Source organism: Dactylosporangium sp. NPDC051087 (genome assembly GCF_055586325.1).
Genome location: NZ_JBVJIJ010000009.1, coordinates 205,664 through 229,118 on the forward strand (window position 1 = coordinate 205,664; position 23,455 = coordinate 229,118).

Sequence of the window (23,455 nt, forward strand, 5' to 3'; positions counted from 1 at the left end):
GCGTCCGAGCACAACCAGCGTAGGCAGACTTCTCGCCGTCCCGTGGCCAGTGCGGAAAGGTCCGCCTTCAGAGCGTCGCGCGGCCGTCCCGGCGGGGGTTGTGCGCACCGCCGGGGTCATGTCAGGCTTGAGAAAATATATTCTAGCGCCCCGCCTCCGCTGCGGGCGCTCGTCGCACCGACACCCCATGGCAAGGAACGGAGCCACCCATGTCCGCCCAACCGTCTGCCCAGGCAGCTGCCCAGACGCGCGAGGAGATCATCGCGCTGAACAACGCGACCGTGGACGAGCACTTCCACAACGAGAACCCGGAGAGCATCGACGCGGCGATCGCGGTCTACACCGACGACATCGTGTGGGAGGTGCCGGCCCGCGGCCTCGTCCACCGGGACAAGGCGACGGTCAAGGCGGAGTACCTGCAGATCTTCGCGGCGATGCACGTCCACAAGATCACCAACCTGTACCGCTTCGCGACCGAGGAGTGGGTCTTCGACGACAGCATCTTCGAGATCACGATCATGCAGGAGGGCTTCCGCAACTGCCCGTTCCCGCCCGGGACCCGGTGCAGCATGCGCCTCATCCACGCGTTCCAGATGCGTGACGGCAAGATCTGCCGGGAGAACGGCTACGAGATCTGGCGCCGCGCGGACGACACCGACCGGGTCAACGACGACATCCCCGCCGACGCCGTCGTCACGGTGTTCGACTGATGCGGCTGATCAACCTCGCCGGCCGGCTCGCCAGCCAGGAGGGCGCCGACCTGGTCGACGTCGCGTCCGCCAGCGGCGGCCGGTTCGGCCCCGACCCGCACGACGTCCTGGACCGGTGGGACGAGTTCATGGCCTGGGCCGAGTCCCGCCCGCCGGCCGGCGCGCAGGTGCCCGTCCCCGCGAACGCCGGACCGCCGGTGCCCCGGCCGTCGCAGGTGTTCGGCATCGGGCTCAACTACGCCGACCACGCCGGCGAGTCCGGCATGGCGCTGCCGTCGCTGCCGATGGTGTTCCCGAAGTTCAGCTCCTGCGTCACCGGCCCCGGCGAGGTCGACCTGCCGTCGGACACGGTCGACTGGGAGGTCGAGCTGGTCGTGGTGATCGGCCGGCACGCCCGGCACGTCGCCGCGGCCGACGCCTGGGCGTACGTCGCCGGCCTGACCATCGGGCAGGACCTCAGCGACCGGGCGCTGCAGTTCGCCGGCGGCGCCCAGTCGCAGTTCGGGCTGGGCAAGTCGCTGCCGGGCTTCGGCCCGACCGGCCCGTGGCTGGTGACGCCGGGCGAGCTCGCCGACCCCGACGACCTGGAGATCAGCTGCAGCCGCAACGGCGCGCAGGTGCAGCACTCGCACACGAAGCACCTCATCTTCACGGTGCCCGCGCTGATCGCCTACCTGTCGTCGCACCTGCCGCTGCGCCCCGGCGACCTCATCTTCACCGGCACCCCGGCCGGGGTCGGCTTCGGCCACGACCCGGCCGTCTACCTGCGCCCCGGCGACGAGCTCGTCAGCACGATCGAGGGCCTCGGATCGCTGGTCACCCGGGTCGCCGGCCCGGCCCCGTCCGAGAGGAGCGGCTCATGAGCGCCGAGTGCCTGCCCTGCGTGATGGAGGACGCCGAGGACGCCGCCGTGGTCTTCCGCGACGACCTCTGGGCCTGCGAGGTGATCCCCGGTTTCGACGTTCCCGGCTGGTACGTCCTGCGCGTGCGCCGGCACGCCCTGCGGCTCGGCGGTCTCAGCGACCAGGAGCTGGCCACGTACGGCCGGCGCGCCCGCGACCTCGTCGACGCCGTCAGCGAGGTGACCGGCGCGCCCGCCACCTACCTGCTCACCTTCGGCGAGGCGCACCCGCACTTCCACACGCTCATCGCCGCGCGCGGCGAGGAGGTCCCCCCGGAACGCCGCCTCGGCGGCATCATGCAACAGCGCACCGACAAGCTCGACCGCTCCGCGGCGCTCACGCTCGTCCCGGCGATGGCCGATGCGTACGCCCGGCTCGCCGCCCGGCCGGCCGGCCCGTGACCACGCGGGCCGCAACGCGGCCGTGAACGTCGCGTGGCTGCCGGCCGAGGGCGCCACCCGAGCGGGTGGCGCCCTCGGCCGTGATCAGCGGGGAGGGTCACCGGCTACCCGCGGCCGCTCGACCGGGTCGCCCGGCTCGCCGCCGGGCCGCGCCGGCTCGGGCCGCGGCGCGGCGACCGGGTCGTGCTGCCGCTGCCCAGCGCGCCCGGCGTGCTCGGCCCGGTCGGCACGGAGATCTACGGCCAGGGCGAGTCGCCGATGACGATCACCGTCATGCCGGAGGGCGGGCGGCCGCGCATCCGGGCTCGTGCGGGCGGCCGTTCAGCACCGTCGAGGTCAGCGTGGCCGGCCCCGACCAGCGGGCGCTGCCCGGCGGGCTGGACGGGGAGGTGCGGGTCCGCGGCGCGGTGATCATGGCGCCGGCTACCGGGACGACCCGGCCGCGACGGAGACGGCGCCGGCCGGCGGGCGGCTGCGCACCGGCGACGTCGGGCACTTCGCCGGCGGCTGCCCGCACCTCACGGACCGGCTGAAGGACGTCATCATCTCCGGCGGGTCCGACGTCTGTCCGCGCGAGGTCGAGGAGGTCCTGCTGGCCTGCCCCGGTGTCCGAGAGGTCGCCGTGGTCGGGGTGGCGGACCCGGAACGGGGCGAGTCGGTGCGCGCCTTCGTCGTCGCCGACCGGCCGATCGAGCCCGCCGCGCTCATCGACTTCTGCCGGGGGCGGCCCGCGTCCTTCAAGAAGCCGCGGGACGTGGTCTTCCTCGACGAGCTGCCGAAGAACGCCACCGGCAAAGTCCTCGAACGGCGCCCGCGGGCCTGAGCTCAGGTGGCCGGCGGCAGCGCCGCCATCCACTCCAGGCAGGCCAGCTCGTGCTCGGCGAGGTGCTCGTTGACGGCGAGCTTCAGCTCGGCGGGGGAGCCGGTGCGGGCCGCGTCGATGAGGAGCCGGTGGGCGATCTCCCGGCGGCGGCGCTCCTCGCGGTCGATCTGGTAGGTCTCATAGACGACGCGGGTGTAACGGTCGCACGCGTGCCAGAGCTGCTCCAGCAGGCGCAGGTCCCACTCGGTCAGCGCGGGCCGCAGCAGGGCCAGGTGGAACTGCTTGTGGATCTCCCAGGACTCGTCGGCGTCGACGGCGGACTGGGTGAACTCCTTGAGCAGGCGCTCGGCCTCGTCGAGGTCGGCGGGGGTCAGGCCGATGCAGGCGCGGGCGGCGAGGTCGCACTCGATGAGCTTGCGCAGCCGGTAGATCGAGCGGAGCTCGTCGCGGTCGAGCGGGTTGACGATCGCGCTGCGGCCCGGGCGCAGGGTGATCAGGCCCTGGGTCTCCAGGCGGCGCAGGGCCTCGCGGACCGGGATGTGACTGACGCCCAGCTGGGTGCTCAGGTCGGCGATGGAGAAGCTCGAGCCGGCCTTCAGTGTGCCGTTGAGCACGCCGCGCCTGATCTCGGCCGTCACGCGGTCCACGGCGGAGTTCGGCCCGGCGACGGACCGCAGTCCGACCCGGCCGACGGCTGACTTCTCGAGCGACGCCTCAGACACCACGAATATACGGTAGCGCATCCACCCGGTTTTCGGTGTGTGGCCCACATCGCGGTATCTGCCAGGGATCTGGCCCGGATCGAGGGCGGAGAGCGAATGCGCCTTGCGTCTATCATATATTCGAACCTAGTGTGGCATCATGACCAGCATCCTCCACACCCCGGCGGTGCCCGTGATGGATCAGGCCGAGCCCGACGCCCTGCAGCAGGTCCAGGACCGGGTGCTGTGGCTGTCCACGGCGATGGTGCACCACGCCAACCGGGTCCGGCCCAACCCGAGCGGCCTCAAGGTCGGCGGGCACCAGGCGTCCTGCGCGTCGATGGTGTCGATCATGACGTCGCTGTGGTTCGAGCAGCTGCGCGCCGGCGACCGGGTGTCGGTGAAGCCGCACGCCTCGCCGGTGCTGCACGCCGTCAACTACCTGCTCGGCGAGCTCGACGAGTCCTATCTGCCGCGGCTGCGCGAGTTCGGCGGCCTGCAGTCCTACCCGAGCCGCGCCAAGGACCCCGACCCCGTCGACTACTCGACCGGGTCCGTCGGCATCGGCGCGACCGCCCCGATCTGGGGCGCCATCGCGCGCCGGTTCGTCAACCAGAAGGTGAGCACCGGCACCGGCCGGCAGTATTCGCTCGTCGGCGACGCGGAGCTCGACGAGGGCGCGGTGTGGGAGGCGATGCTCGACGCGTCCGTCGCCGAGCTCGGCGAGATCGTGTGGATCGTCGACCTCAACCGGCAGTCCCTGGACCGCGTGGTGCCGCACATCGCCGCCGGGCGGCTGGAGCAGATGTTCGCCGCCGCCGGCTGGCAGGTCATCACCGTCAAGTTCGGCCGGCTCCTCGAGGAGCTGTTCACCCGGCCGGGCGGCGCGGAGCTCAGGCGCCGGATCGTCGACATGCCCAACCCGGAGTATCAGCGGCTGCTGCGCTGCGGCGCCGACGAGCTGCGCACCCGGCTGCCCGGCACGGACCCGAAGGTCGCCGCGCTCGTCGAGGACCTCGACGACGACACCCTGACCCGGGCCATCCGCAACCTCGGCGGCCATGACCTCGACGCGCTGCGCGCCGCCTACGCGCAGATCGACGACACCCGCCCGACGGTCGTCATCGCCTACACCATCAAGGGCTACGGCCTGCCCACCCAGGGCCACCCGCAGAATCACTCGTCGCTGCTGACCGTCGAGCAGTTCGAGCAGCTCGCCGCAGGCCTGGGCATGGACGCGCAGCGGCCGTGGGCGCGGTTCGCCGACGACTCCGCCGCCGGCAGGCTGTGCCGCGCGACGGCTGACCGGCTGCGCCGCGACACCCCGGCCGCCGTGCCGCCGCCCGCCGTCCCCACCGACATCGGCCGGACCCCGCACGGCACCTCCACCACCCAGGCCGCGCTCGGCCGGGCACTGCTCGACCTGACCCGCGAGGCGCCCGACGCGGCCGCCAGGGTCGTGACGGTCAGCCCCGACGTCAGCTCCAGCACCAACCTCGCCGGCTGGCTCAACAAGGTCGGCGTGTGGTCGCCGACGGAGCGGCACAACTGGTTCGCCGACGACTCCGAGACCACCATGCACTGGCGGGAGCGCCCCACCGGCCAGCACATGGAGCTCGGCATCGCCGAGGTCAACCTCGTCGGGCTGATCGGTGAGCTCGGCGCCACCTGGAGCCGCTGGGGGCAGCCGCTCTTCCCGATCGGGGTGCTGTATGACCCGTTCGTCGAGCGTGCCCTGGAGCCGTGGTCCTACGGCATCTACGCCGGCGGCCAGTCCATCCTCGTCGGGACACCGTCAGGGGTGAGCCTCGCCGCCGAGGGCGGCGCGCACCAGTCGATCAAGACGCCGTCGATCGGCATGGAGCAGCCCGGTTGCGTCAGCTTCGAGCCGGCGTTCGCGATCGAGGTCGAGTGGACGCTGTTCGACGCGATCTCCCGTCTCGGCCGCCCCGACGGCAGCTCGTCCTACCTGCGCCTGTCGACCCGCCCGGTCAACCAGGCCCTGGCGGCGGTCCCCACCGACCCGGCGGCCAGGGAGCGCCGCCGCCGGCAGGTGCTCGCCGGGGCGTACACGCTGCGCGAGGCGGGCACCGGGCGGCCGGCGGTCACGCTCGTCGGCATGGGCGCGATGATCACCGAGACCCTCGCGGCCGCGGACCGGCTCGCCGGCCTCGGCGTCGACGCCGAGGTCGTCTGCGTGACCAGCCCCGGCCGGCTGTTCGAGGCGGTCCGGTCCCGCGGCGGGCAGGACGACGGGCCGTCGTGGATCCTCGACCAGGTGTTCCCCGCGCACCGGGCCGCGCCGATGGTGACCCTCCTCGACGGGCACCCGCACACCCTGGCGTTCCTGGCCACGATCAACCGGGTCCGGTCGCTGTCGCTCGGCGTGTCCAGGTTCGGCCAGGCCGGCGGTCTCGAGGACGTCTACCGCTACCACGGCATCGACACCGACGCCGTGGTGCGGGCCGCGCTGGACCTCGTCCGGTAGGTCAGTGCCGGTGGACGGCGTCCGGGTGGCGCGGGTCGCCCGGGTGCTCGTAGCCGGGCGCCAGGCGGACCAGGGCCGCGCACCGTCCGTCGAGCCACCGGGCGAAGCGGCGCTCGGCGTCCGCGGCACCCAACCGGGCGGCGAGCTCCTCCCGTACCAGAGCGAAGGCCTCGGCGAAGAGGTCCCTGTTGCGGTCGTAGTACGCCGCCGTGTCCGCCTCCGTGGCGGGCACCGGCGGCGCCACGGCCGCCCGGAGCGGCCGCGCGAGGGGGTGGGCCGCGACGACCGCCGCGGTCACCCCACCGCTGCGCAGCGCCTCCGCGAGGGTCACCCGGCGCGGCGGGTCGCCGCCGGCGGTCAGCCCCCGCGCGTGGGCCTCGTGCTCGACGACGGCCTCGACGGTGAGGACCTGGACCAGCCAGCGGCGCAGGTTACGGCCCTCGGCGGTGGCCGGATGGGGCAGCCGCGCGGCGTAGGGGCCCTGCCGCAGCGCTTCGAGGCGCTCGTCGACGGTCGCGACGTCGATCGGGCGCTCACCGACCCAGGCGGCGGGACCCTCGTGCGGCGCGGTCACGGCAGCACCTCGACGACGACCGGCGCGGTGTAGTGCAGCTCGCCGGCGTGCGCGATCCTGCACAGCGCCCACCAGGTGCCGGGGTCGTGCGCGGCCGGGACCTCGACCGGGAACGTGACCCGGGTGCTCCCGGTCAGGTCGGCGCGCGTCGCGGCGGCCGGGAACAGGTCCCAGGTGTGCCACGGGCTGATGAGGTGCACGTCGACGGTGACCGGACCGGCGGCGTCGGTCTCGAGGTCCAGGACCAGCTCCGCCGACTGCCCCGGCCGCAGGCGCAGGCCGCCGGGTGAGAGCGTCGCCGTCACGACCTCCGGCGCGGTGGTGCCGACGAACAGCCGGGCGACGTCCTCGACGCCCTGGTCGGTGCGGGCGCGCAGCCAGTACACGCCGGGCGGCGCGGATGCGGGCGGCTGAAGGTCGACCCGGGTGCGGCTGAAGTCGCCCGGCGCGAGGTCGAACGCGAAACGGTCCGGCGTGGCCCGCCACCCCAGCGGCACGTCCATCTCGACGGAACCGGCCCGGCGGAGGGCCAGGTCGGACGCGACCGTCACGGTGACCGGGCCCCCGTCGGTGGCGGGCGGGTCGAGGTGGACCGTCACCGGCAGGTTCCCGGCGGGCGCCGGGCCGACGTTGTGCAGCCAGTACCTGGCGTATTCGACGGTCGCCGGGAGCGGTGCCGCCGGGATCGGGCCGACCCGGACGACCGCCTGCGCGATGTCCGCCGCGCCGAGGGACAGCTCCACCGCGCCGCCGGAGACGGGCAGCGGGTCGCCGGGCGCCTCGAGGAGGTTCGTGGTGGCGGCGTCCGTCACCGGCGTCCACAGTCGCAGGCGCACGTCGGCGGGGCGGCCCGCGGCCTCGTACAGGCGGACCGTGACACTGTCGACGGTGCCGGCGGTCCCGCCGGTCGCGAGGGGGTTCCCGGCCGGTTTGAGCGCCGTGACGACGACGTCCCCACCGGACTCCACGCCGACGTAGCTCACCGGCGGCGAACCCGTGCCGGCCGCGACCCGCGCGTGCATCGGGTGGTTCACCTCGTGGCCGTGCCGGACCACGCCGGTCGCCCGCCAGTCACCGTCGCCGGCGACGAGCGCGGCGTCGAAGGTGTGCGTCCAGTGCTGCTGCTGGAACGCCGACCCGTCGGGCGCGGTCCGCCGCGGCGGGTCGATCCACCCGCCGGACGGCCAGCCGGTGCAGGAGCGCAGCAGCGACAGGTGCAGCGCGCCGGTGGTGTCGACCGCGAACCCCGGGACGCCGCGGTTGACCAGCGCCACGGTCCGGTCGTCGAGGTCGGGGTCGGGTGCGTCGGTGACCGGCTGCGTCACCCGCACCGCGCCGCGCGCGACGGCGGCGCAGAGCTCGGGAAGGGCGCCGACGACCACGAGCACGGGCAGGTCGAGGATCCCGGTGAGGTCGGCGTCGGGCACCCACACGTCGGTGAGCGCCTTCGCCGCCGGCACCCACACGAGGGCACCTCCCGTCGCGGCGACCTGCCGGTCGACCTCCTCGGCGTAGGCGGGCCCGGCGGCCAGGAGGACCGCGGCGGTGAAGGTGTTGCGGCCCACGCTGATCCGCACGTCCGGCAGGTTCGAGTCGACGGCAAGCCGCCCGTACCGCGGCCCGTCCGGCCGGGACGTGGTGGCGGTGACCCCGCGCCGGACCAGCGCGACGGCGAGGTCCCGCACGTCGTCCGAGCCGGCCGCCACGATCTCCGCGATGCCGACGGCCCGGGTGTGCCGGCGGGTGCCGGACAGGTCGTGCACGTCGACGCGGGCGGTGCTGGACACCCCGAACCAGTGCTGCGCCGGGTTGTCCAGGGTCCACGGCGCCTGCTCGGTGTCGACGTCGATGAGCCCGAAGCCGCGGCCGACGACGGCGTTGCCGACCTCGCTGACCGGCAGCCCGCCCGGCACCGACACCGGCCAGCGCAGCCGGACGAGATGGTCGGACCCGGTGAAGTCGTCGACCCGGGTGCTGAGCTCCAGGCGGGCGCCGCCGTGCCACAGGGTCAGGGTCTGCGTGTACCGCAGCGGCCCGGTCCCCCCGGTCACGGTGACGCGTTCGCCGAGCGGGCCGCGCTGGACCTCGACGGTGGCGGCGGGCCGCCGGGCGGAGCCGTGCGTGGCGGGTCCCTTCGGCAGGAGATGCCAGGGCCCCTCGTGGAAGCGCGGATGGGCGGAGTACTCGTCGTAGACCAGCAGCTCGTTGCCGACCTGTCCGGCCCGCAGCAGCTCCCGCCCGGTCCGCAGGTCGACGAGGCTCGACACGCAGCCGCCCCGCTCCGGGTCGACCGTCACCCGGTAGGTCTCGTTGCCGATGACCGGGTCACCGTCCACCTGGGACCATCCCGCGGCGGGCCCGGGCGTCAGCGCCCAGGCGCGGTGGCCCAGCGGCGGGACGTCACGGGCGCGGAAGAGCACGTCGGCCGACGCCAGCGAGCCGTCCTCGTGATATTGCGGGTGTTCGAGGTGTACCGGCAGGTCGCCGACGCGGACGCCGGCCGCGCCGGGAAACGGGAGGTCGACCCGGACCCGGACGAGGTCGGTGCGCGCCCACGCCGACGGGTTGAACACCACCACCTGCCGGTCCGGCCCGCCCTCGCCGGTGGGCGCGAGCCGGCGCAGTGCCCCGTCGAGGACCGCCGCCGCCAGGTCGTGCGCCTCCCGCCAGCCCGTCAGCAGGTCCAGGTACACCTGGTCGGACTCGCTGCCGGTGATCGCGTCGTGGTGGGCGCCGTACACCAGCTGCCGCCACGCCTTGTCGACCTCGGCGTGCGGGAAGCCCTCGCCGTGCACGGCCGCCGCGACGGTCGCGAACAGCTCCGCGTCGGTCAGGAGCGCCTCGACGTGGCGTTGCGCCTGCTTCGTGTCGATGAACGACACGTCCTTGCCGGTGTAGACCGGGTTCATGTCGCGGGTCTGCGGCGACGGGCGGAACCCCGGCTCGGCGCGGACCGCGGCGAAGAACTCGCCCGGCAGCCCGCAGACGAACCGGGGCGACACGTAGCGGGCGTTCCAGTCGCGGTGGATGTCCGTCACCCACTTCGCCGGTGGCGTGTAGTCGGTGCCGACGGGCAGCAGCACGTTGCGGGTCGCGGCGACCTTCTTCAGCAGCAGGAACAGCTCGTAGACGCTCTCCTCGGCGGCCTCGAGGGTGGGTTTGGAGTCGATGTGCCAGCCGGCCGAGTAGTGCGCCGGCATGTAGTGGGTGAGGACCCCGCGCCCCGACGGGGAGATCCACTCGAACTCGGAGCTGAACTGCATGACCGACGGGTCGCCCCAGCCGTCGCGCGGCTCGTACGTCCACAGCATCGGCCCCCACTGGTGGAACGGTCCGCGCGCCCACGACGAGGAGTCCATGCCCGCGTCGGCGACGAGGCCGGGGAACTGCGGGTCGTGGCCGAAGACGTCGAGCTGCCAGGCGGTGCGCGGGTCGCCGCCGACGACGTCGCGCTGGAAGCCGATGCCGTGCACCAGGTTGCGGATCGTCGACTCGGCGGACGTCAGGTTGGTGTTCGGCTCGTTGTACGTGCCGCCCATGAGCTCGAGGCGGCCCTCGGCGAGCAGCGTCCGCAGGTACCGCCGGTCCTCGGGGTGACTGTCCCAGTAGGGCTTGAGGTAGTCGAGCTCGGCGAGGACGAACTTGTAGTCCGGGTCCCGGCGTGCCGTCTCCAGGTGCAGCTTGACCAGGTCGAAGCCGGTCTGCTGGAAGGCGTTGCGGGACTCGGTGCCCAGGCGGCCGGCGCGGTCCCAGGTCGCCGTGTAGGCCGCCTGGGTGTTCCACCACACCGGGTCGTAGTGGAAGTGCGGGACCATCCACACCGTCCACCCCGGCTCCGCCACGTCGAGCGTCGCCTCGACGGTGTGCGTCCCGTCCGCGGTCACCCGGATCGGCACCCGGGCGCCGGGCGGGGCGGCGCACGCGACGCCGACCTCGACGAGCGGTCCACTGTGGACATCGGCGTGGCCGGTGACGCCGTCGCCGATGATGTCGATCCGTCCCGGCCACCCCTCGACCTCGACCCGGACCACCTGCAGCGGGCCGGTGACGAACAGTTCGGTGCCGGTGACGCCGAGGATGCGCATGTGCTGATTCAGCCTTTCACTGCGCCGGTGAGGCTGAACGCCCCGCCGAGCACTTTGGACAGTGCGGAGTAGAGCAGGATCACTGGTGCGGTGTAGAGGATGGAGAACGCGGCGAGCCGGCCGTAGGCGACCTGCCCGTACTGGGAGAAGAACGTGTAGATGGTCACCGACGCCGGCTGCTTCTCGGGGCTGAGCAGCAGGATGAACGGCACGAAGAAGTTGCCCCACTGCAGGACGAACGTGAAGATCAGCACGACGGTGAGGCCGGGCACCATCAGCGGCAGCACGATGCGCCGCAGCGACTGGAACCAGCCGGCCCCGTCGGTCCAGGCGGCCTCCTCGAGGCTGACCGGGACGCCGTCCATGAAGTTCTTCGTCATCCACACCGCGAAGGGCAGCGACGACGCGGCCATGAACGCGACCGTGGCGGGCACCGAGTCGACGAGGTCGACCCGGCTGTACATGGCGTAGACGGGCACCATGACGGCGGTGATCGGCAGCCCGGTCGCGAAGAGGACGACGTACAGGAACGAGCGGCCGAACCTGCTCCGGTACCGCGACAGCGGGTACGCGGCGAGCACGGCGACGAGCACGGTCAGCAGGGCGGTGCCGCCGGAGATGACGAACGAGTTCCACATCGGTCGGAAGACGGTGTCGACGTCGAGCACGTCGCGGAAGTTGGTCAGGGACACCTCACCGGTCACCTCGGCGTTGAGGGACGCGCCCGGCTGCACGGAGGCGACCAGCAGCCAGGCGAACGGCAGCAGGAACGCCACCGCGACGAGCGCGAGCGCCGCATAGGCCGGGAGCCGCCGGATCATGCCGTCACCTCCGCTGCGCCCAACACCGCGTCCATGATGAACGGCCTTTCCGCTTCGCTCCGGGCCGGTCATGTCTCCTCCAGTCTGATCAGCCGCAGGTAGACGAGCGAGAAGATGGCGCCTATGGCCAGGAGTACCAGCGCCATCGCCGTGCCGTAGCCGAGTTGGTAGAACTTGAACGACTGCTGGTACATGTACAGCGGCGTGGTCTGGCTGGCGTTGCCCGGGCCGCCGCCGGTCATCACGTAGATGAGCCCGAAGGCGGCCAGGGTCTGCAGCGTGATGAGCATGAGGTTGCTGACGATCGAGCGGCGGATCAGCGGGAGGGTGATGTGCCGCAGCCGCTGCCACGCCGACGCGCCGTCGACCTGCGCGGCCTCCACGAGCTCCGGCGGCACGTCGGCGAGCGCAGCGGTGTACACGAGCATCGAGAAGGCGGTGCCGCGCCACACGTTGGCGAGGATGACCGCCAGCATCGGCGTGGTGTAGAGCCAGTTCTGCTGGACGCCCACGTGCTGCAGCAGCTCGTTGAGCGTGCCGGTGCGGTACAGGAACGCGTACCAGCAGAACCCGGCGACGGTCTCCGGCACCGCCCACGCCGCGATGACGACGCCGGTGACCACCGTCCGGGGCAGCCTGCCGCGACCGCGCAGGAGCAGCGCGATCAGCAGGCCGAGCGTGTTCTGCCCGATGACCGCCGAACCGACGACGAACACCAGGGTGAGCAGCAGCGAGTGCAGGAACTGCGGGTCGTCCGCCATCCGGGTGAAGTTGTCCACGCCGACGAACGACACGCTCGACGAGCCCGTCAGCGCCATGTCGGTGAACGCGGTGTAGACGCTCCACAGCATGGGACCGGCGAAGAAGACACCGAGCAGCAGCAGGGCGGGCAGGACCGGGGCGAACCGTCGCAGCATCACCCGCTACTTCACCTTGTCGGGTCCGACGACCTGCTTGACCTGGTTGCCCAGGGCGGTGACCGCCTGCTGCGGGCTCTGCTGGCCGGTCATCACCGCCTCCATCGCCACCTGGATCGCGTCGGAGACGTGCGGGTAGTCGGCGTACGCGGGCCGGAAGTGCGTCACCTGCACCATGTCGGTGAAGAACTTCAGGGCCGGGTTCGCGGCCAGGTACGCGGGGTCGGCGGCGACGTCGGCGCGTTCGGCGATCTGGCTGGCGGCGATGTCGTAGGCGAGGGTGTTCTCCTTGTTCAGCGCGAGGCTGACGAAGTCGAACGCGGCCTGCTTGTCCTTCGCCTTCGAGCCGATCGACAGCACCCACCCGCCGGACATGCTGGTCCTGCCGGGCGCCTCGCCCTTCTGCGTCGGCATGGCGGCCTGGCCGAGCACAGTGGACCACTGCGGCCACGGTTTCGCGCCGGTCGGCAGCCAGGTGCCGCTGATCCAGGAGCCGTCCAGGTCGATGGCGAGCTTCCCGCCGGGCAGCAGCTCGGCGGTGACCCGGTTGCCGAAGTTGGGGTCGAGCGCGTCCTGCGGTGCCGGGGCGAGCCCCTCGCCGAAGATCGTCTTGATGAAGCCGAGCGAGTCGAGCATGCCCTGGCTGGACGTGACCCACCGCTTGGACGCGTCGTCGTAGAGGGTGTCCTTCGTGCCGTAGAGCAGCATCTCCAGGCCCTGCATCGTCGCGCCCTCGCCGGCGCCCTTGCCGGAGTACACGTTGAGCGGGGTCACGCCGGGCAGCTTCGCCTTGATGGTGCGGGCCGTGGCGAGGATGTCGTCCCACGTCTTCGGCTCCCACGGCACGGCGATGCCGGCCTGCGCGAAGAGCTCCTTGTTGTACCAGAGGGCGCGGGTGTCGGTGCCCATCGGCACTCCGTACGTCTTGCCGTCCAGGGCCTTGGCGGCGGTCTTGGACGCCTCGGAGAACTGGCTCCAGTCGGGCCACTTCGCGAGCTGGTCGTCGATCGGGGCGAGGAAGCCGGCCGCGATGTCGGTGTTGACGAGGAACGTGTCCTCGTACATCACGTCCGGCGCGGTGTTCGGTGAGCGGTTCATCAGCGAGAGCTTGGTGTAGTAGTCGTTCTCGGCGGCCTCGATCGGGACGAGCTTCACGGTCGATCCCGGGTGGGCCGCCTCGTACTGCGACTTGACCTTCTTCATCTGGTCGTCCATCTGCGTGAAGCCGCCGAACTTCTGATAGGCGACGGTGATGGTCCTGCCGTCGTCGCCGGAGCCGGACGAACACGCGGAAATGGGCAACGCCAGGGCGGACAGGACGGCGAACGAGACGATGCGGCGCATCGTGTGCTCCTAGGGGTCTTGGCGGAGACGGTCACGGAGCTGTATGAGAACGTAATCAGAGAACGTAATCAGATAATCTGCACCGGTCAATGCCTTGAGGAGGCCGAGTGACGTCGAGGCGACCCACCATGCGGGACGTGGCGCACCTCGCGGGAGTCAGTCCCGCGACGGTCTCGCGCGTGGTCAACGACGAGCGGTACATCCGCCCGGAGACCCGCTACGCCGTCGAGCGGGCCATCACCGAGCTGGGCTTCCACCGCAACGAGATCGCCCGTGGCCTGCGCCCGGGGCAGACGACCGAGACGATCGCGCTGGTCATCGAGGACCCGGCGAACCCGTTCTGGTCCGGGGTCACCCGGGGCGCGGAGGAGACCGCCCGCAGCCACCAGCACATGCTCGTCGTCGGCAGCACCGGCCAGCGCTTCGAGCAGGAGCGCGACCTGCTGCGCGACCTCGTCCGCCGGCGCGTCGACGGGCTGCTCGTCACCCCTACCGCGCACGACCAGGTGGAGCTGCACGCGGAGCTGGCCCGCTGGGCGCCGATGGTGTTCATCGACCGGGTCCCGCCGGGCGTGCCGGCCGACTCGGTCGTGCTCGACAACTACGGCGGCGCCCGCCAGGCCGTCGGCCACCTGGCCGGCCAGGGGCACCGGCGGATCGGCTACATCGGCGGCGACCCGGCGGTGTTCACCGGCGCCGACCGCCTCGCGGGCTACCGGCGGGCGCTGGAGGACGCCGGCATCGGCTACGACCCCGCCCTGGTCAGCCTCGACAACCACACGGTCGGCGCGGCCCGCGCGGCGGCGACCGCGCTGCTCGACGGCGCCGGCGCCGACGCGATCTTCGCCGACAACAACCGGATCTGCGTCGGCGTGCTGCACGCCGCCGACGGCCGCGACGACGTCGGCATCGCCGGCTTCGACGACCTCGAGCTGGTCGACCTGCTGCCGCGGCAGGTCGCCCTGGTCACCTACGACACGACGGAGCTCGGCCGGCGCGCCGCCGGGCTGCTGTTCCGCCGGATCGCCGGCGGCACCGACCCGTCCACCCAGGTGCTGCTGCCGACCACGCTGGTGATCCGCGGCGGCCGGCGGCGGTGAGCGCCCGCCTCTGACAACGTTGACAGCTCGCCCCTCGATGGGCTTCTATGGTGCGCACCGACACCTCCTCGCGATCGTTCCGCCAGACATCGAAGGAGATCTCAACCATGCCCAGCATCATGCGAAGATCGACCATGGGCCTCGCCGCCCTGGCCCTCACGCTCGGAATGCTCATCGGCGCCGCCGGTCCGGCCGAGGCGGCCACCCCCGCGTCCAACAGCGTCGGCGTGCTCATGCAGTCCTACAACGCCGGCACCGGCCGCATCGGCAGCGACTGGTGGACCAGCGCCGTCTCGCTCAGCACCGTCATGACCTACCGCCAGGCCACCGGCGACACGCAGTACGACTACGCCATCTCCGGCGCGTACGCGAAGAACCCGAACTTCACCAACGAGTACATCGACGACACCGGCTGGTGGGCCCTGGTCTGGATCCAGGCCTACGACATCACCGGCAACCGCGCCTACCTGACCACCGCCGAGAACCTCGTGAAGTACATGCACGACTACTGGGACGGCACCTGCGGCGGCGGCGTCTACTGGAAGACCGACCGCAAGTACAAGGCGTCGATCGCCAACGAGCTGTTCCTCGCCGCGACCGCCGGGCTGCACAACCGCATCGCCGGCGACACCACGTACCTCGGCTGGGCCGACGCAGAGTGGAACTGGCTGCGCGGCAACGGCGTCATCAGCAACAACCTCGTCCGCGACGGGATCACCATCCCCGGCTGCGGCTACAGCACCGCCGTGTACACCTACAACCAGGGTGTCGTCCTGCAGGGCCTGATCGAGCTCAACCGGGCCACCGGCGACGCGTCGCTGCTGAGCACCGCCAGGTCGATCGCGACCGCCGGCGTGGCCCGGTTCAACCGCAACAACGTGCTCTACGAGGGCTGCGAGCCGAACTGCTCCGGCGACGGGCAGGCGTTCAAGGGCATCTTCATCCGCTACCTGCGGGCCCTGGCGAAGGCGACGAGCTCGACCACCTGGGACGGGTTCATCGCCTCGACCGCCAACTCGATCCTCGCCAACAACACCAACAGCGCCGGCCAGCAGGGCAACTCGTTCGTCGGGCCGTTCGCCCTGTGGAGCCCCACCACGCAGGCCGCGTCCGCCGCCGCGCTCATCGCCGCGCTCGGCAACGGCCCCTCGAACGTGCTGCGCGGGCAGGAGTCCGGCCGCTGCGTCGACGTGCCCGGCAACACCCAGGCCAACAGCACCCGGGTCGCGTTGTGGGACTGCAACGGCGGCGCCAACCAGCGGTGGATCGCGACCGGTTCGCGGCAGCTGCAGGTGTACGGCGGCAAGTGCCTGGACGTGAGCGGCGCCAGCACGGCCGACGGGGCGGCGGTCATCATCTACGACTGTCACGCCGGCACCAACCAGCAGTGGAACGTCAACGCCGACGGCACCGTCGTCAGCGTCGCCTCCGGCAAGTGCCTCGACGCGACCGCGCACGGCACCGCCAACGGCACCCTCCTCGCGATCTGGACCTGCAACGGCGGCGCCAACCAGCGCTGGTTCCGCAGCTGAGACTCCGGCCCGCCCGGGCGCCGCACCGGGCGGGCCGGCCGCACGCCCCCGGTCCTCGCGACCCCGTTCCTCGGCGTCGCGACCGCGGCCCTCGCGTCGCGACCCCGGTCCTCGTCGCGACCGGGGCTCTCAGAACAGGGCGGACGCCGAGCCGACGAACGTCGCGACGACGACGAGGACGGCGACGACGAAGCCGACGATGCCGTGGCGAAGGCCGTCAGCCTCGCCGTCGAGGCCGACCACGCCCGCCGTGACGTCGCCCGCCAGCGCGACGCGGAACGCGCCCGGATCCTCGGCGACCTGCACGACGGCCTCGGCCCGGTCCTCGTCGGGATGGGCCTGCGGGTGCGGGCCGAGCTGCGCCGCTCGCCGACCCCGCTGCTGGCGGCCCTCGCCGGTGACCTGGCCGACTGCCGCGGCGACCTGCGCCGCATCGTCTCGGGCCTGACCCCGCCGGGGCTGGAGTCCGGCGACCTCGCCGCGGCCCTGCACCGTCTCGCCGCCTCGTTCGCCGGCCACGGGCCGTCGGTGTCGCTCGACGTGCTGGTCGAGCAGGAGCCGCCGGCGGAGGTGGCCGTCGCGGTGTACCGGTCGGTCGCCGAGGGCCTCACCAACGCCCTGCGGCACGCGGGCGCCGCCCGGGTGTCGGTCAGCGTCCGCGCCGCCGCCGGCGGCGTCGTCGCCGAGGTGTCGGACGACGGGGCCGGCGGGCCGATCGCCTGGGGGGTCGGGCTCTCGTCGCTGCGCCGCCGCGCCGAGGAGCTCGGCGGCGGCCTGGAGGTGTCCCCGGCCGGCGGGTCGGGGACCCGGCTGCGGCTGGAGCTGCCGGTGAGGATGATGACGCGGTGACCAAGGTCCTCGTCGTCGACGATCACCCGATCGTCCTGGCCGGTCTGTCGGCGCTGGTCGAGTCCGACGGCGGGCTCACCCTCGTCGCCGCCGCGCGCACGGCCGCGGCCGTCCTGGCGCTGCGGGACGAGCCCGACGTCGCGCTGCTGGACCTGCACCTCGCCGACGGCGACGGGATCACCCTCGGGGCGGCGCTCAAGCAGCGGTGGCCGCGGCTGCGGGTCGTGGTGTTCACGATGTACGCGGACGACCGGTCCGTCATCCGCAGCCTCGGCTCGGGGCTCGACGGGTACCTGCTGAAGGACTCCGACCCGGACGACGTCCTCGCCGCGAGCCATTCCGCCGCCCGGGGCACCCTCGTCATCGGCCGCGGCGCGCAGGCGGCCGTCGTCGCCGCCGCGACGGCCGCGCCCGGCCCGCGGCTCCAGGACGGCGCGCTCGCCGCGCTCGACTCCCGCGACCTGGAGATCCTGGAGCTGCTCGCCCAGGGCCTGCCCACGTCGCAGGTCGCCGCCCGGCTGTTCCTCGCCCCGAAGACCATCCGCAACCGGGTCTCGGACATGCTCGGCAAGCTCGGCGTCGCCACCCGCGAGGAGGTGATCGTCCTCGCCCGCGCCGGCGGCCTCGGTGCGGGGCGGCGCCGGTCCTGACGGGGACTCAGCGCGTCGGGCCGGCGGCTTCCCGCAAGGCGCCGATCGTCGCGTCGAGGTATGCGGTGCGGTCGTCCGGCGGACCCCACGAGTCCTCGATCCGGCAGAGCAGCAGCACCCGTGCCGGGACGCCGTCGCGGGCGTACGCCACGAGCTTGTGGTGCCCGTCGAGGACCACGCCGACGAGGAAGCGCTCGGGGTGCTCCATCCGCACCGAGCGGTCCTCGACCCACGCGGCGACGACGGCGGTGGGCCGGTCACCGGCGGCGATCCTCCCGGCGTGCGCCGCCACGGTGCCGCCGTCGACGGCACCGAGCTCCTGGCTGGGCAGCACCAGGCCGAACGCGGGACCGGGCGCGGCGGCGCGCACCTGGAAATGGTCGGTGCCCGGCCAGTCCACGTCGTCGGCGTCGTCCATGTCGCCGCCGGTGCGCAGCTCGCGCCGCCGGGTCAGCCACCCGGCGGCCGGGTCGGTGACGTGCTCCAGGTCCAGGTCGGCCAGCACCGCGAGGTAGTGCCCGGACCGGAGCCCGGTCAGCAGCGGCGCCACGGCGTCGACGACGTCGCCGGTCAGCGCCCGCACGTCGCGGAGCCGGTCGCGGATCCGCTGCGACAGCACCGCCGCCGGGCGCGGCGGCCAGCCGATGAGCCGCAGGCCGGTCTCGCAGGTCCCGCAGTCGGAGCCGATGCCGAACAGCCGCTCGCCGGCGACGAGCAGCGACCTGTCCCACCGGGGCCAGGCCGACCCCGGCACCGGCGGGTCGTAGTCGATGCCGATGACGCCGCGCCCGTCGGCGACGACGAGCCGGGCCCGGTCACCGCCGAGCAGCTCGACGTCCTCGACGCGGGGGCGCTCGGCCGCCCGGGCGTCCCAGGCGGCCCACGCTCGCCGTGCGCCGTCCGGCCAGGCGTCCCGGTGGAGGGGGAGGACCGGCTCGTGCCCGGTGAGCCGCACCAGCGCGTGGTGCACCCCGAACAGCGCCTCCGCGGGTGCCCCCGCCAGCCGGTCCAGCAGCGCCGGGACCGCCGCGGGGTCGCCCAGCGTCTCCAGGGCCACCACGAACGCCTCGTGCTCCAGCCCGCTCAGCCGGGGCAGCCGTCCCGCGATCTCACCCACGACCGGCACGCCGGTCTGCGCGGCGAGGCGGGCCAGCGCGGCGGCGGCCGTGCCCCGGTCGCCGGGCGTGTCCAGGTGCGCCAGGAGCAGCGGCAGCACGTGCGGCTGTCCCGACGCGCCGGCGGCGGTCAGTGCCGCGCCCCGCGCCCGCGGGTCCGCGAGGAGCCGCACCAGGTCCGGGTCGGGGACCGTCAGGCGGCGCCCGGCCGCGGCCCGCAGCAGCGGCGTCGCGGCGTCACCGCGGGCACCGGCGAGCAGCGCCAGCAGGACGGCCTCGCTCTCCGGGTCGCGCAGCCGCTCCAGCAGCGACCCGAGGTGGTGCCGCTGTGGCTGCCCGGCGCCGGGATACCGGTCCCGCACCGCCGCGGCCAGCCGCGGAGGCGGGTCCTGCGCGAGGTCGGCCAGCGCCGTCCACGGATCGCCGGCGGTGAGTGCCGCGTCGAGGCGCCCGGCGGCGGTGGAGGTCACCGGGCCAGTCAAGCACGGGGCGGCGGCCGCGTCGCCGGCGTTTTCCCGTGGGTACCGTGGGGACCATGACGGCCACCGTGCTGCTGGTGTTCGGGCGTGGGGTCACCGCCGCCGGCGGGGAGTACGCGCTGACCCCGGCAAGCGCCGCGCGGGTCGACGCCGCGGTCGGTTACGTGGCCGCGCACCCCGGCGAGTTCGCCGCGGCCGCGGCGCCCCTCGTGGTGTTCAGCGGCGGCTGGGCCGAGGCGTCGCGAGGGGCGCCGCGCCCGCCGGAGGGCTGCCGCGAGGGTGACCTGATGCTGGCCCGCGCGCGGGCCGCCGGGCTCGCCGCGCACGCCGACCTGCGGACCGAGTGCCGCTCGCGCAGCACGCTGGAGAACCTGCTGCACACCGTCGAGGACGGGCTGCTCGACGGGCACACGTTCGGCCGCGGGCACCCGCTCGGGCTCGTCTCGCACGCGTGGCACCTGCCGCGGATCCGGTTCCTCGCCCGCAAGGTCCTCCGGCTGCGCGGCGCGGCGCTGCTCGACGTCCCCGCGACCGGCGGCGAGCCCTCGTCCCGCCGCGAGCGGGCCCTGCACGTCGCGTCCCGGCTGTGGTTCCTCGGTGTCGCCGACCCCGCCGGGCTGCTGCGCCGCGAGCGGGCGATGGTCGCGTCATTGCGGCGGCGCCCCGCGGGGTAACAGGGACCCGTGATGTTTCTGCTGCCGGTGTACGAACCGGGCCACGGCCTCGTGACCACCGTCGTGTCGTTGCGCGACGCCGCGCCCGCCGTCCCCGTGATCGTGGTCGACGACGGCAGCGGACCGGCGTCCGCCGAGCCCCTGCGCGCCGTGCGGGAGCTCGGCTGCACCGTCCTGCGCCACGAGGTGAACCGCGGCAAGGGCGAGGCGCTGAAGACCGGTTTCCGGCACATCGCGGACGCGCACCCGGGCCACGCCGTGGTGTGCGCGGACCCCGACGGCCAGCACCACATCGAGGACATCCTGCGGGTCGCCCGGCACGTCGAGGTCAGCGGCCGGATGGTGCTCGGCGTGCGCCGCTTCGAGGGCCGCGTGCCGCTGCGCAGCCGCTTCGGCAACACCGTGACCCGCCTGCTCTTCCGCGCCGCGACCGGCTGCCCGGTGCGGGACACGCAGACCGGGCTGCGCGGCTACCCGGCGGACCAGCTCGACTGGCTCTGCCGCGTCCCGGGCGAACGCTTCGAGTACGAGATGAACGTCCTGCTGCACGCCGCCCGCGCCGGCCGCCCGATCGAGGAGACGGTCATCGCGACCACGTACATCGGCGACAACGGCACCTCGCACTTCGGCTCGCTGTCCGACTCGGCCCGGGTCTACCGCCCGCTGCTGCGTTACGCCCTCACCCCGTCCACCCGGGATCGCCGGTGATCCAGATGAACGCCGGATGGCGGTCGGGTACGTCACGGTGGCGGGGTGCGCGTAGCCGTCCGATTACTCGATGGGGGATCATGGGCTGATGGAACCAACCGCTGGCCGCCGTGCCACCCGAGTGGCGTCATCCCCGAACTCCGGCGTGAGCGGGGACGACGCGGGGGTGCGGTGGGTGCAGATCACCGAGCTGACCGAGCTCGGGCGGGCGCTGCTGGGCGAGCGCCCCAGCGGGCGTGACGTCGTCCCCGCCCCGGTCGCGGAGCGGATCAGCCGCCTGGCGGCGCAGTGGGCGGCGCAGGGCTTCACCGCCGCGACCGTCCGCCCGTGGGTCGACCTTCCGCCCGCTGCCGCCGCCGTCCTGGCGAGGTCCGGCGCGACCCCGGAGGCCCTGGAGCGGCACGTCGTCACCGCCGGCGGCACGACCACGACACTGTGGCGGGCGGTGTCCTCCGGCACGATGTCCGCCGAGGAGGCCGTCGCCGCGCTCACCCCCGCCGTCACCCCCGCCGTCACCCCTGCCGGTGCCTCTGCCGGTGCCTCTGCCGGTGCTCCCGCAGTGGCTGCGGCCGCGGTGCAGCCGCTGTCCGGCACGTTCAGCGGCGGCGCGACCCGCCCGGCCGAGGCCGCGGCCGCCCCGGCCGCCCCGGGCCAGTCGCGGGGCGCGTCGCACAACGCGTTCAGCGCGCCGGCGCCCGAGACGCCGGCCGCGTACAAGGCCGCCGCGAGGCCCGGGACGGAGACGTTCAAGGCCCCGCCGGAGGTGCCCGCCGACGAGGTCGAGGAGAGCGCGGTCCGGGCGAGGGTCGCGCCGGCGCTGTTCTCCCACCCGGCCGCGGAGACCGCCCCGGACGGTGACGACCGCCGCCGCCGCTCCGCCCCTCCGCAGACCCCGTTCAGCGCCTGAGCACGGACGGGCCGCCCGCCCGGTCCGGGAGCGTCCCAGGACCCGGGCGGGCGGCCCGGTCGTGCCGGTGGATCAGCCGGTGTAGGCCGCGAAGATCCGGCTGAACTCGTAGGGCTGCTGCGGGATGTTCGTGCACATGTAGAGCGCGCCGGTGCAGGCGTTGCGGTCGCGGGTGGTCTCCCAGAACGAGAGCATGCCGAGGTGGTTGGCCTGCGCGAAGGCGACCATCTGCCGGGCGTCGTTCTGGTCGTAGGTGCCGCCGTCGTCGTTCTTGCCCAGCATCGGCGTGACGCCGACCATCCGCCACACCTGCGCGTCGGTCTTCGCCGGGTAGAGGGTCTTGAGCTGCGCGAACGTCGACTGCGCGGCCTGCACCGCAAAGTTGCCGTAGTCGCCGCTGCTGCGCTGGTAGTCCATCGCCATGACGTTGACCAGGTCGAGGGTGACGCCCGCGTCGCGGGCCGAGCGGACCACGCCGACACCGTCGGCGGTGAGGCCCTCCGGCAGGACCGGCAGGGTGAGGGAGATCTTCAGGTTCGGCCGGGCCGTCTGCAGCAGCTTGAGCGCCTGCGAGCGGCGCGCCACCGTGGTCGGGTCGGCCACGGCCGCGCCCTCGATGTCCAGGTCGATGTAGTTCAGCTGGTACGCGTCGACGACGGCCTGGTACTCGGCCGCGACGGCCGCGGGCGTCGAGCAGGCCTGGGCCAGTTCGATGCCGCTCGCCCCGCCGAAGGAGATCTTGACGTCGCCGCCGCGGGCGCGGATCGCGTCGATCTGGTCCTTCGCCCATGCGGCGCGCGGGTCGTAGGCGTTGAACCACGACGCCTTGCAGCCCGCGCTGTTGACGAACGCGAGGGTGAAGTTCTTCAGGTTGCCCGCGGTGGCCATGTCCACCAGCGACGGGGTCGGCCACGCGCCCATGTCCACATAGGGCGCGACGGGCAGCGGGGTACCGCCGCCGCCTCCACCGGCGGTGGTGGTGACGCTGACCGAGTTGCTCGCGCCGGAGGTGTTGCCGGCGGCGTCGCGGGCCTTGACGGTGAACGTGTAGGCGGTCGACGCGGACAACCCGCCGACGGTGCCGGTCGTGCCGGTGACGGTGGTGGCGAGGGTGCCGCCGCGGTAGATGTCGTAGGCGGTGACGCCGACGTTGTCGGTCGAGGCGTTCCAGGCGAGGCTGACGCTGGACGACGTGGCGCCGGTGCCGCGCAGGTTCGCCGGGGCGGTCGGCGCCTGGGTGTCGGCCACGCCGGCGCAGCTCGCGCCGTTGAGCTTGCAGTTGGCGGGTTTGCCGGCGCCCGAGACCAGGAAGCCGAAGCTGGTCGACGCGCCCGGTGCCAGGGTGCCGTTGTACGTGCGGTTCGTGGCGGTGACGTGGGTGCCGGACTGGCTCGCGAGGACGTCCCAGTAGCTGCCGAGCGCCGACCCGGCCGCCAGGTCGAACTCGACCTTCCACGAGGTGACGGTCGACGCGGAGCCGTTCGCGATCGTGTACTTGGCCTGGTAGCCGGAGCCCCAGTCCGAGTCGTAGGTGAGGGTCGCGGTCAGCGAGCCGGCCGCGGCGGCGGGGGTGGTGGTGATCGCGGCGGCCCCGCCGGCCGCCAGGAGTGTCGCGGCGGCCAGGACCAGCCGGAGTCGTAGCGCCATCAATGCCTCCAGGTTGCGACTGATTGAT

Annotated in this window: 20 protein-coding genes; 12 read left to right on the forward strand and 8 right to left on the reverse strand. The window is 73.5% G+C overall.

Annotated features, from left to right (window positions below):
• Positions 1-209 precede the first annotated feature (209 nt).
• The 4 genes from ACZ6TV_RS19185 to ACZ6TV_RS19200 all read left to right on the forward strand — a co-directional run bounded on the left by ACZ6TV_RS19185 (position 210) and on the right by ACZ6TV_RS19200 (position 2,836).
• Positions 210-710: a nuclear transport factor 2 family protein gene (locus ACZ6TV_RS19185; RefSeq protein WP_465298540.1), complete on the forward strand. Its 501-nt coding sequence runs from the start codon at positions 210-212 to the stop codon at positions 708-710.
• A complete protein-coding gene (locus ACZ6TV_RS19190; RefSeq protein WP_465298541.1) occupies positions 710-1,573 on the forward strand; it encodes a fumarylacetoacetate hydrolase family protein in 864 nt (287 codons plus the stop codon). The genes ACZ6TV_RS19185 and ACZ6TV_RS19190 overlap by 1 nt, the downstream gene beginning before the upstream one ends.
• Complete coding sequence (locus tag ACZ6TV_RS19195; RefSeq protein ID WP_465298542.1) at positions 1,570-2,013, forward strand: hypothetical protein; 444 nt, start codon at positions 1,570-1,572, stop codon at positions 2,011-2,013. Before ACZ6TV_RS19190 ends, ACZ6TV_RS19195 begins: the two co-directional genes overlap by 4 nt.
• A 307-nt stretch (positions 2,014-2,320) precedes the next feature.
• A complete protein-coding gene (locus ACZ6TV_RS19200; protein WP_465298543.1) occupies positions 2,321-2,836 on the forward strand; it encodes a class I adenylate-forming enzyme family protein in 516 nt (171 codons plus the stop codon).
• A gap of 2 nt (positions 2,837-2,838) precedes the next feature.
• Here ACZ6TV_RS19200 and ACZ6TV_RS19205 read toward each other — a convergent pair whose 3' ends face one another.
• Positions 2,839-3,561, reverse strand: coding sequence for a GntR family transcriptional regulator (locus ACZ6TV_RS19205; protein ID WP_465298544.1), 723 nt, complete (start codon positions 3,559-3,561; stop codon positions 2,839-2,841).
• 136 nt (positions 3,562-3,697) lie between these two features.
• Here ACZ6TV_RS19205 and ACZ6TV_RS19210 point away from each other — a divergent pair, with 136 nt between their 5' ends.
• A complete protein-coding gene (locus ACZ6TV_RS19210; RefSeq protein ID WP_465298545.1) occupies positions 3,698-6,025 on the forward strand; it encodes a transketolase-like TK C-terminal-containing protein in 2,328 nt (775 codons plus the stop codon).
• A gap of 1 nt (position 6,026) precedes the next feature.
• Here the strand turns inward: ACZ6TV_RS19210 and ACZ6TV_RS19215 are convergent, their stop codons facing one another.
• From ACZ6TV_RS19215 to ACZ6TV_RS19235, 5 genes are all read right to left on the reverse strand, one after another.
• Positions 6,027-6,599, reverse strand: a complete 573-nt coding sequence (locus ACZ6TV_RS19215) for a DUF7158 domain-containing protein (protein WP_465298546.1) — start codon at positions 6,597-6,599, stop codon at positions 6,027-6,029.
• Positions 6,596-10,684, reverse strand: coding sequence for a glycoside hydrolase family 38 N-terminal domain-containing protein (locus tag ACZ6TV_RS19220; RefSeq protein WP_465298547.1), 4,089 nt, complete (start codon positions 10,682-10,684; stop codon positions 6,596-6,598). The genes ACZ6TV_RS19215 and ACZ6TV_RS19220 overlap by 4 nt, the downstream gene beginning before the upstream one ends.
• Positions 10,685-10,692: 8 nt before the next feature.
• On the reverse strand, positions 10,693-11,505 hold the full coding sequence (locus ACZ6TV_RS19225; RefSeq protein ID WP_465298548.1) for a carbohydrate ABC transporter permease: 813 nt from the start codon (positions 11,503-11,505) through the stop codon (positions 10,693-10,695).
• 68 nt (positions 11,506-11,573) lie between these two features.
• Entirely contained in the window at positions 11,574-12,422 is an 849-nt protein-coding gene (locus tag ACZ6TV_RS19230; RefSeq protein WP_465298681.1) for a carbohydrate ABC transporter permease, read from the reverse strand.
• A gap of 6 nt (positions 12,423-12,428) precedes the next feature.
• A complete protein-coding gene (locus ACZ6TV_RS19235; protein WP_465298549.1) occupies positions 12,429-13,766 on the reverse strand; it encodes an extracellular solute-binding protein in 1,338 nt (445 codons plus the stop codon).
• A 107-nt stretch (positions 13,767-13,873) separates the two neighbouring features.
• Between ACZ6TV_RS19235 and ACZ6TV_RS19240 the strand changes: the two genes are divergently transcribed.
• From ACZ6TV_RS19240 to ACZ6TV_RS19255, 4 genes are all read left to right on the forward strand, one after another.
• Complete coding sequence (locus tag ACZ6TV_RS19240; RefSeq protein ID WP_465298550.1) at positions 13,874-14,866, forward strand: LacI family DNA-binding transcriptional regulator; 993 nt, start codon at positions 13,874-13,876, stop codon at positions 14,864-14,866.
• Between the two features lie 119 nt (positions 14,867-14,985).
• Complete coding sequence (locus ACZ6TV_RS19245) at positions 14,986-16,398, forward strand: glycoside hydrolase family 76 protein (RefSeq protein ID WP_465298551.1); 1,413 nt, start codon at positions 14,986-14,988, stop codon at positions 16,396-16,398.
• Positions 16,399-16,602: 204 nt separating this feature from the next.
• Positions 16,603-17,247: a sensor histidine kinase gene (locus tag ACZ6TV_RS19250; protein WP_465298552.1), complete on the forward strand. Its 645-nt coding sequence runs from the start codon at positions 16,603-16,605 to the stop codon at positions 17,245-17,247.
• Complete coding sequence (locus tag ACZ6TV_RS19255; protein WP_465298553.1) at positions 17,244-17,897, forward strand: response regulator; 654 nt, start codon at positions 17,244-17,246, stop codon at positions 17,895-17,897. Before ACZ6TV_RS19250 ends, ACZ6TV_RS19255 begins: the two co-directional genes overlap by 4 nt.
• 7 nt (positions 17,898-17,904) lie before the next feature.
• Here ACZ6TV_RS19255 and ACZ6TV_RS19260 read toward each other — a convergent pair whose 3' ends face one another.
• Positions 17,905-19,482, reverse strand: coding sequence for a hypothetical protein (locus ACZ6TV_RS19260; protein WP_465298554.1), 1,578 nt, complete (start codon positions 19,480-19,482; stop codon positions 17,905-17,907).
• Between the two features lie 65 nt (positions 19,483-19,547).
• Here ACZ6TV_RS19260 and ACZ6TV_RS19265 point away from each other — a divergent pair, with 65 nt between their 5' ends.
• From ACZ6TV_RS19265 to ACZ6TV_RS19275, 3 genes are all read left to right on the forward strand, one after another.
• Complete coding sequence (locus ACZ6TV_RS19265; RefSeq protein WP_465298555.1) at positions 19,548-20,165, forward strand: ElyC/SanA/YdcF family protein; 618 nt, start codon at positions 19,548-19,550, stop codon at positions 20,163-20,165.
• A 12-nt stretch (positions 20,166-20,177) separates the two neighbouring features.
• Positions 20,178-20,873, forward strand: a complete 696-nt coding sequence (locus tag ACZ6TV_RS19270; protein ID WP_465298556.1) for a glycosyltransferase family 2 protein — start codon at positions 20,178-20,180, stop codon at positions 20,871-20,873.
• An 88-nt stretch (positions 20,874-20,961) separates the two neighbouring features.
• Positions 20,962-21,780: a hypothetical protein gene (locus ACZ6TV_RS19275; RefSeq protein ID WP_465298557.1), complete on the forward strand. Its 819-nt coding sequence runs from the start codon at positions 20,962-20,964 to the stop codon at positions 21,778-21,780.
• Between the two features lie 72 nt (positions 21,781-21,852).
• Here the strand turns inward: ACZ6TV_RS19275 and ACZ6TV_RS19280 are convergent, their stop codons facing one another.
• Positions 21,853-23,427, reverse strand: coding sequence for a cellulose binding domain-containing protein (locus ACZ6TV_RS19280; protein WP_465298558.1), 1,575 nt, complete (start codon positions 23,425-23,427; stop codon positions 21,853-21,855).
• Positions 23,428-23,455: the final 28 nt, after the last annotated feature.

Coding starts and splice junctions, on each gene's coding strand:
- ACZ6TV_RS19185 (WP_465298540.1), top strand. CDS start 210: ATGTCCGCCCAACCGTCTGCCCAGGCAGCTGCCCAGACGCGCGAGGAG.
- ACZ6TV_RS19190 (WP_465298541.1), top strand. CDS start 710: ATGCGGCTGATCAACCTCGCCGGCCGGCTCGCCAGCCAGGAGGGCGCC.
- ACZ6TV_RS19195 (WP_465298542.1), top strand. CDS start 1,570: ATGAGCGCCGAGTGCCTGCCCTGCGTGATGGAGGACGCCGAGGACGCC.
- ACZ6TV_RS19210 (WP_465298545.1), top strand. CDS start 3,698: ATGACCAGCATCCTCCACACCCCGGCGGTGCCCGTGATGGATCAGGCC.
- ACZ6TV_RS19220 (WP_465298547.1), bottom strand. CDS start 10,684: ATGCGCATCCTCGGCGTCACCGGCACCGAACTGTTCGTCACCGGCCCG.
- ACZ6TV_RS19225 (WP_465298548.1), bottom strand. CDS start 11,505: ATGATCCGGCGGCTCCCGGCCTATGCGGCGCTCGCGCTCGTCGCGGTG.
- ACZ6TV_RS19230 (WP_465298681.1), bottom strand. CDS start 12,422: ATGCTGCGACGGTTCGCCCCGGTCCTGCCCGCCCTGCTGCTGCTCGGT.
- ACZ6TV_RS19235 (WP_465298549.1), bottom strand. CDS start 13,766: ATGCGCCGCATCGTCTCGTTCGCCGTCCTGTCCGCCCTGGCGTTGCCC.
- ACZ6TV_RS19245 (WP_465298551.1), top strand. CDS start 14,986: ATGCGAAGATCGACCATGGGCCTCGCCGCCCTGGCCCTCACGCTCGGA.
- ACZ6TV_RS19265 (WP_465298555.1), top strand. CDS start 19,548: ATGACGGCCACCGTGCTGCTGGTGTTCGGGCGTGGGGTCACCGCCGCC.
- ACZ6TV_RS19270 (WP_465298556.1), top strand. CDS start 20,178: ATGTTTCTGCTGCCGGTGTACGAACCGGGCCACGGCCTCGTGACCACC.
- ACZ6TV_RS19275 (WP_465298557.1), top strand. CDS start 20,962: ATGGAACCAACCGCTGGCCGCCGTGCCACCCGAGTGGCGTCATCCCCG.
- ACZ6TV_RS19280 (WP_465298558.1), bottom strand. CDS start 23,427: ATGGCGCTACGACTCCGGCTGGTCCTGGCCGCCGCGACACTCCTGGCG.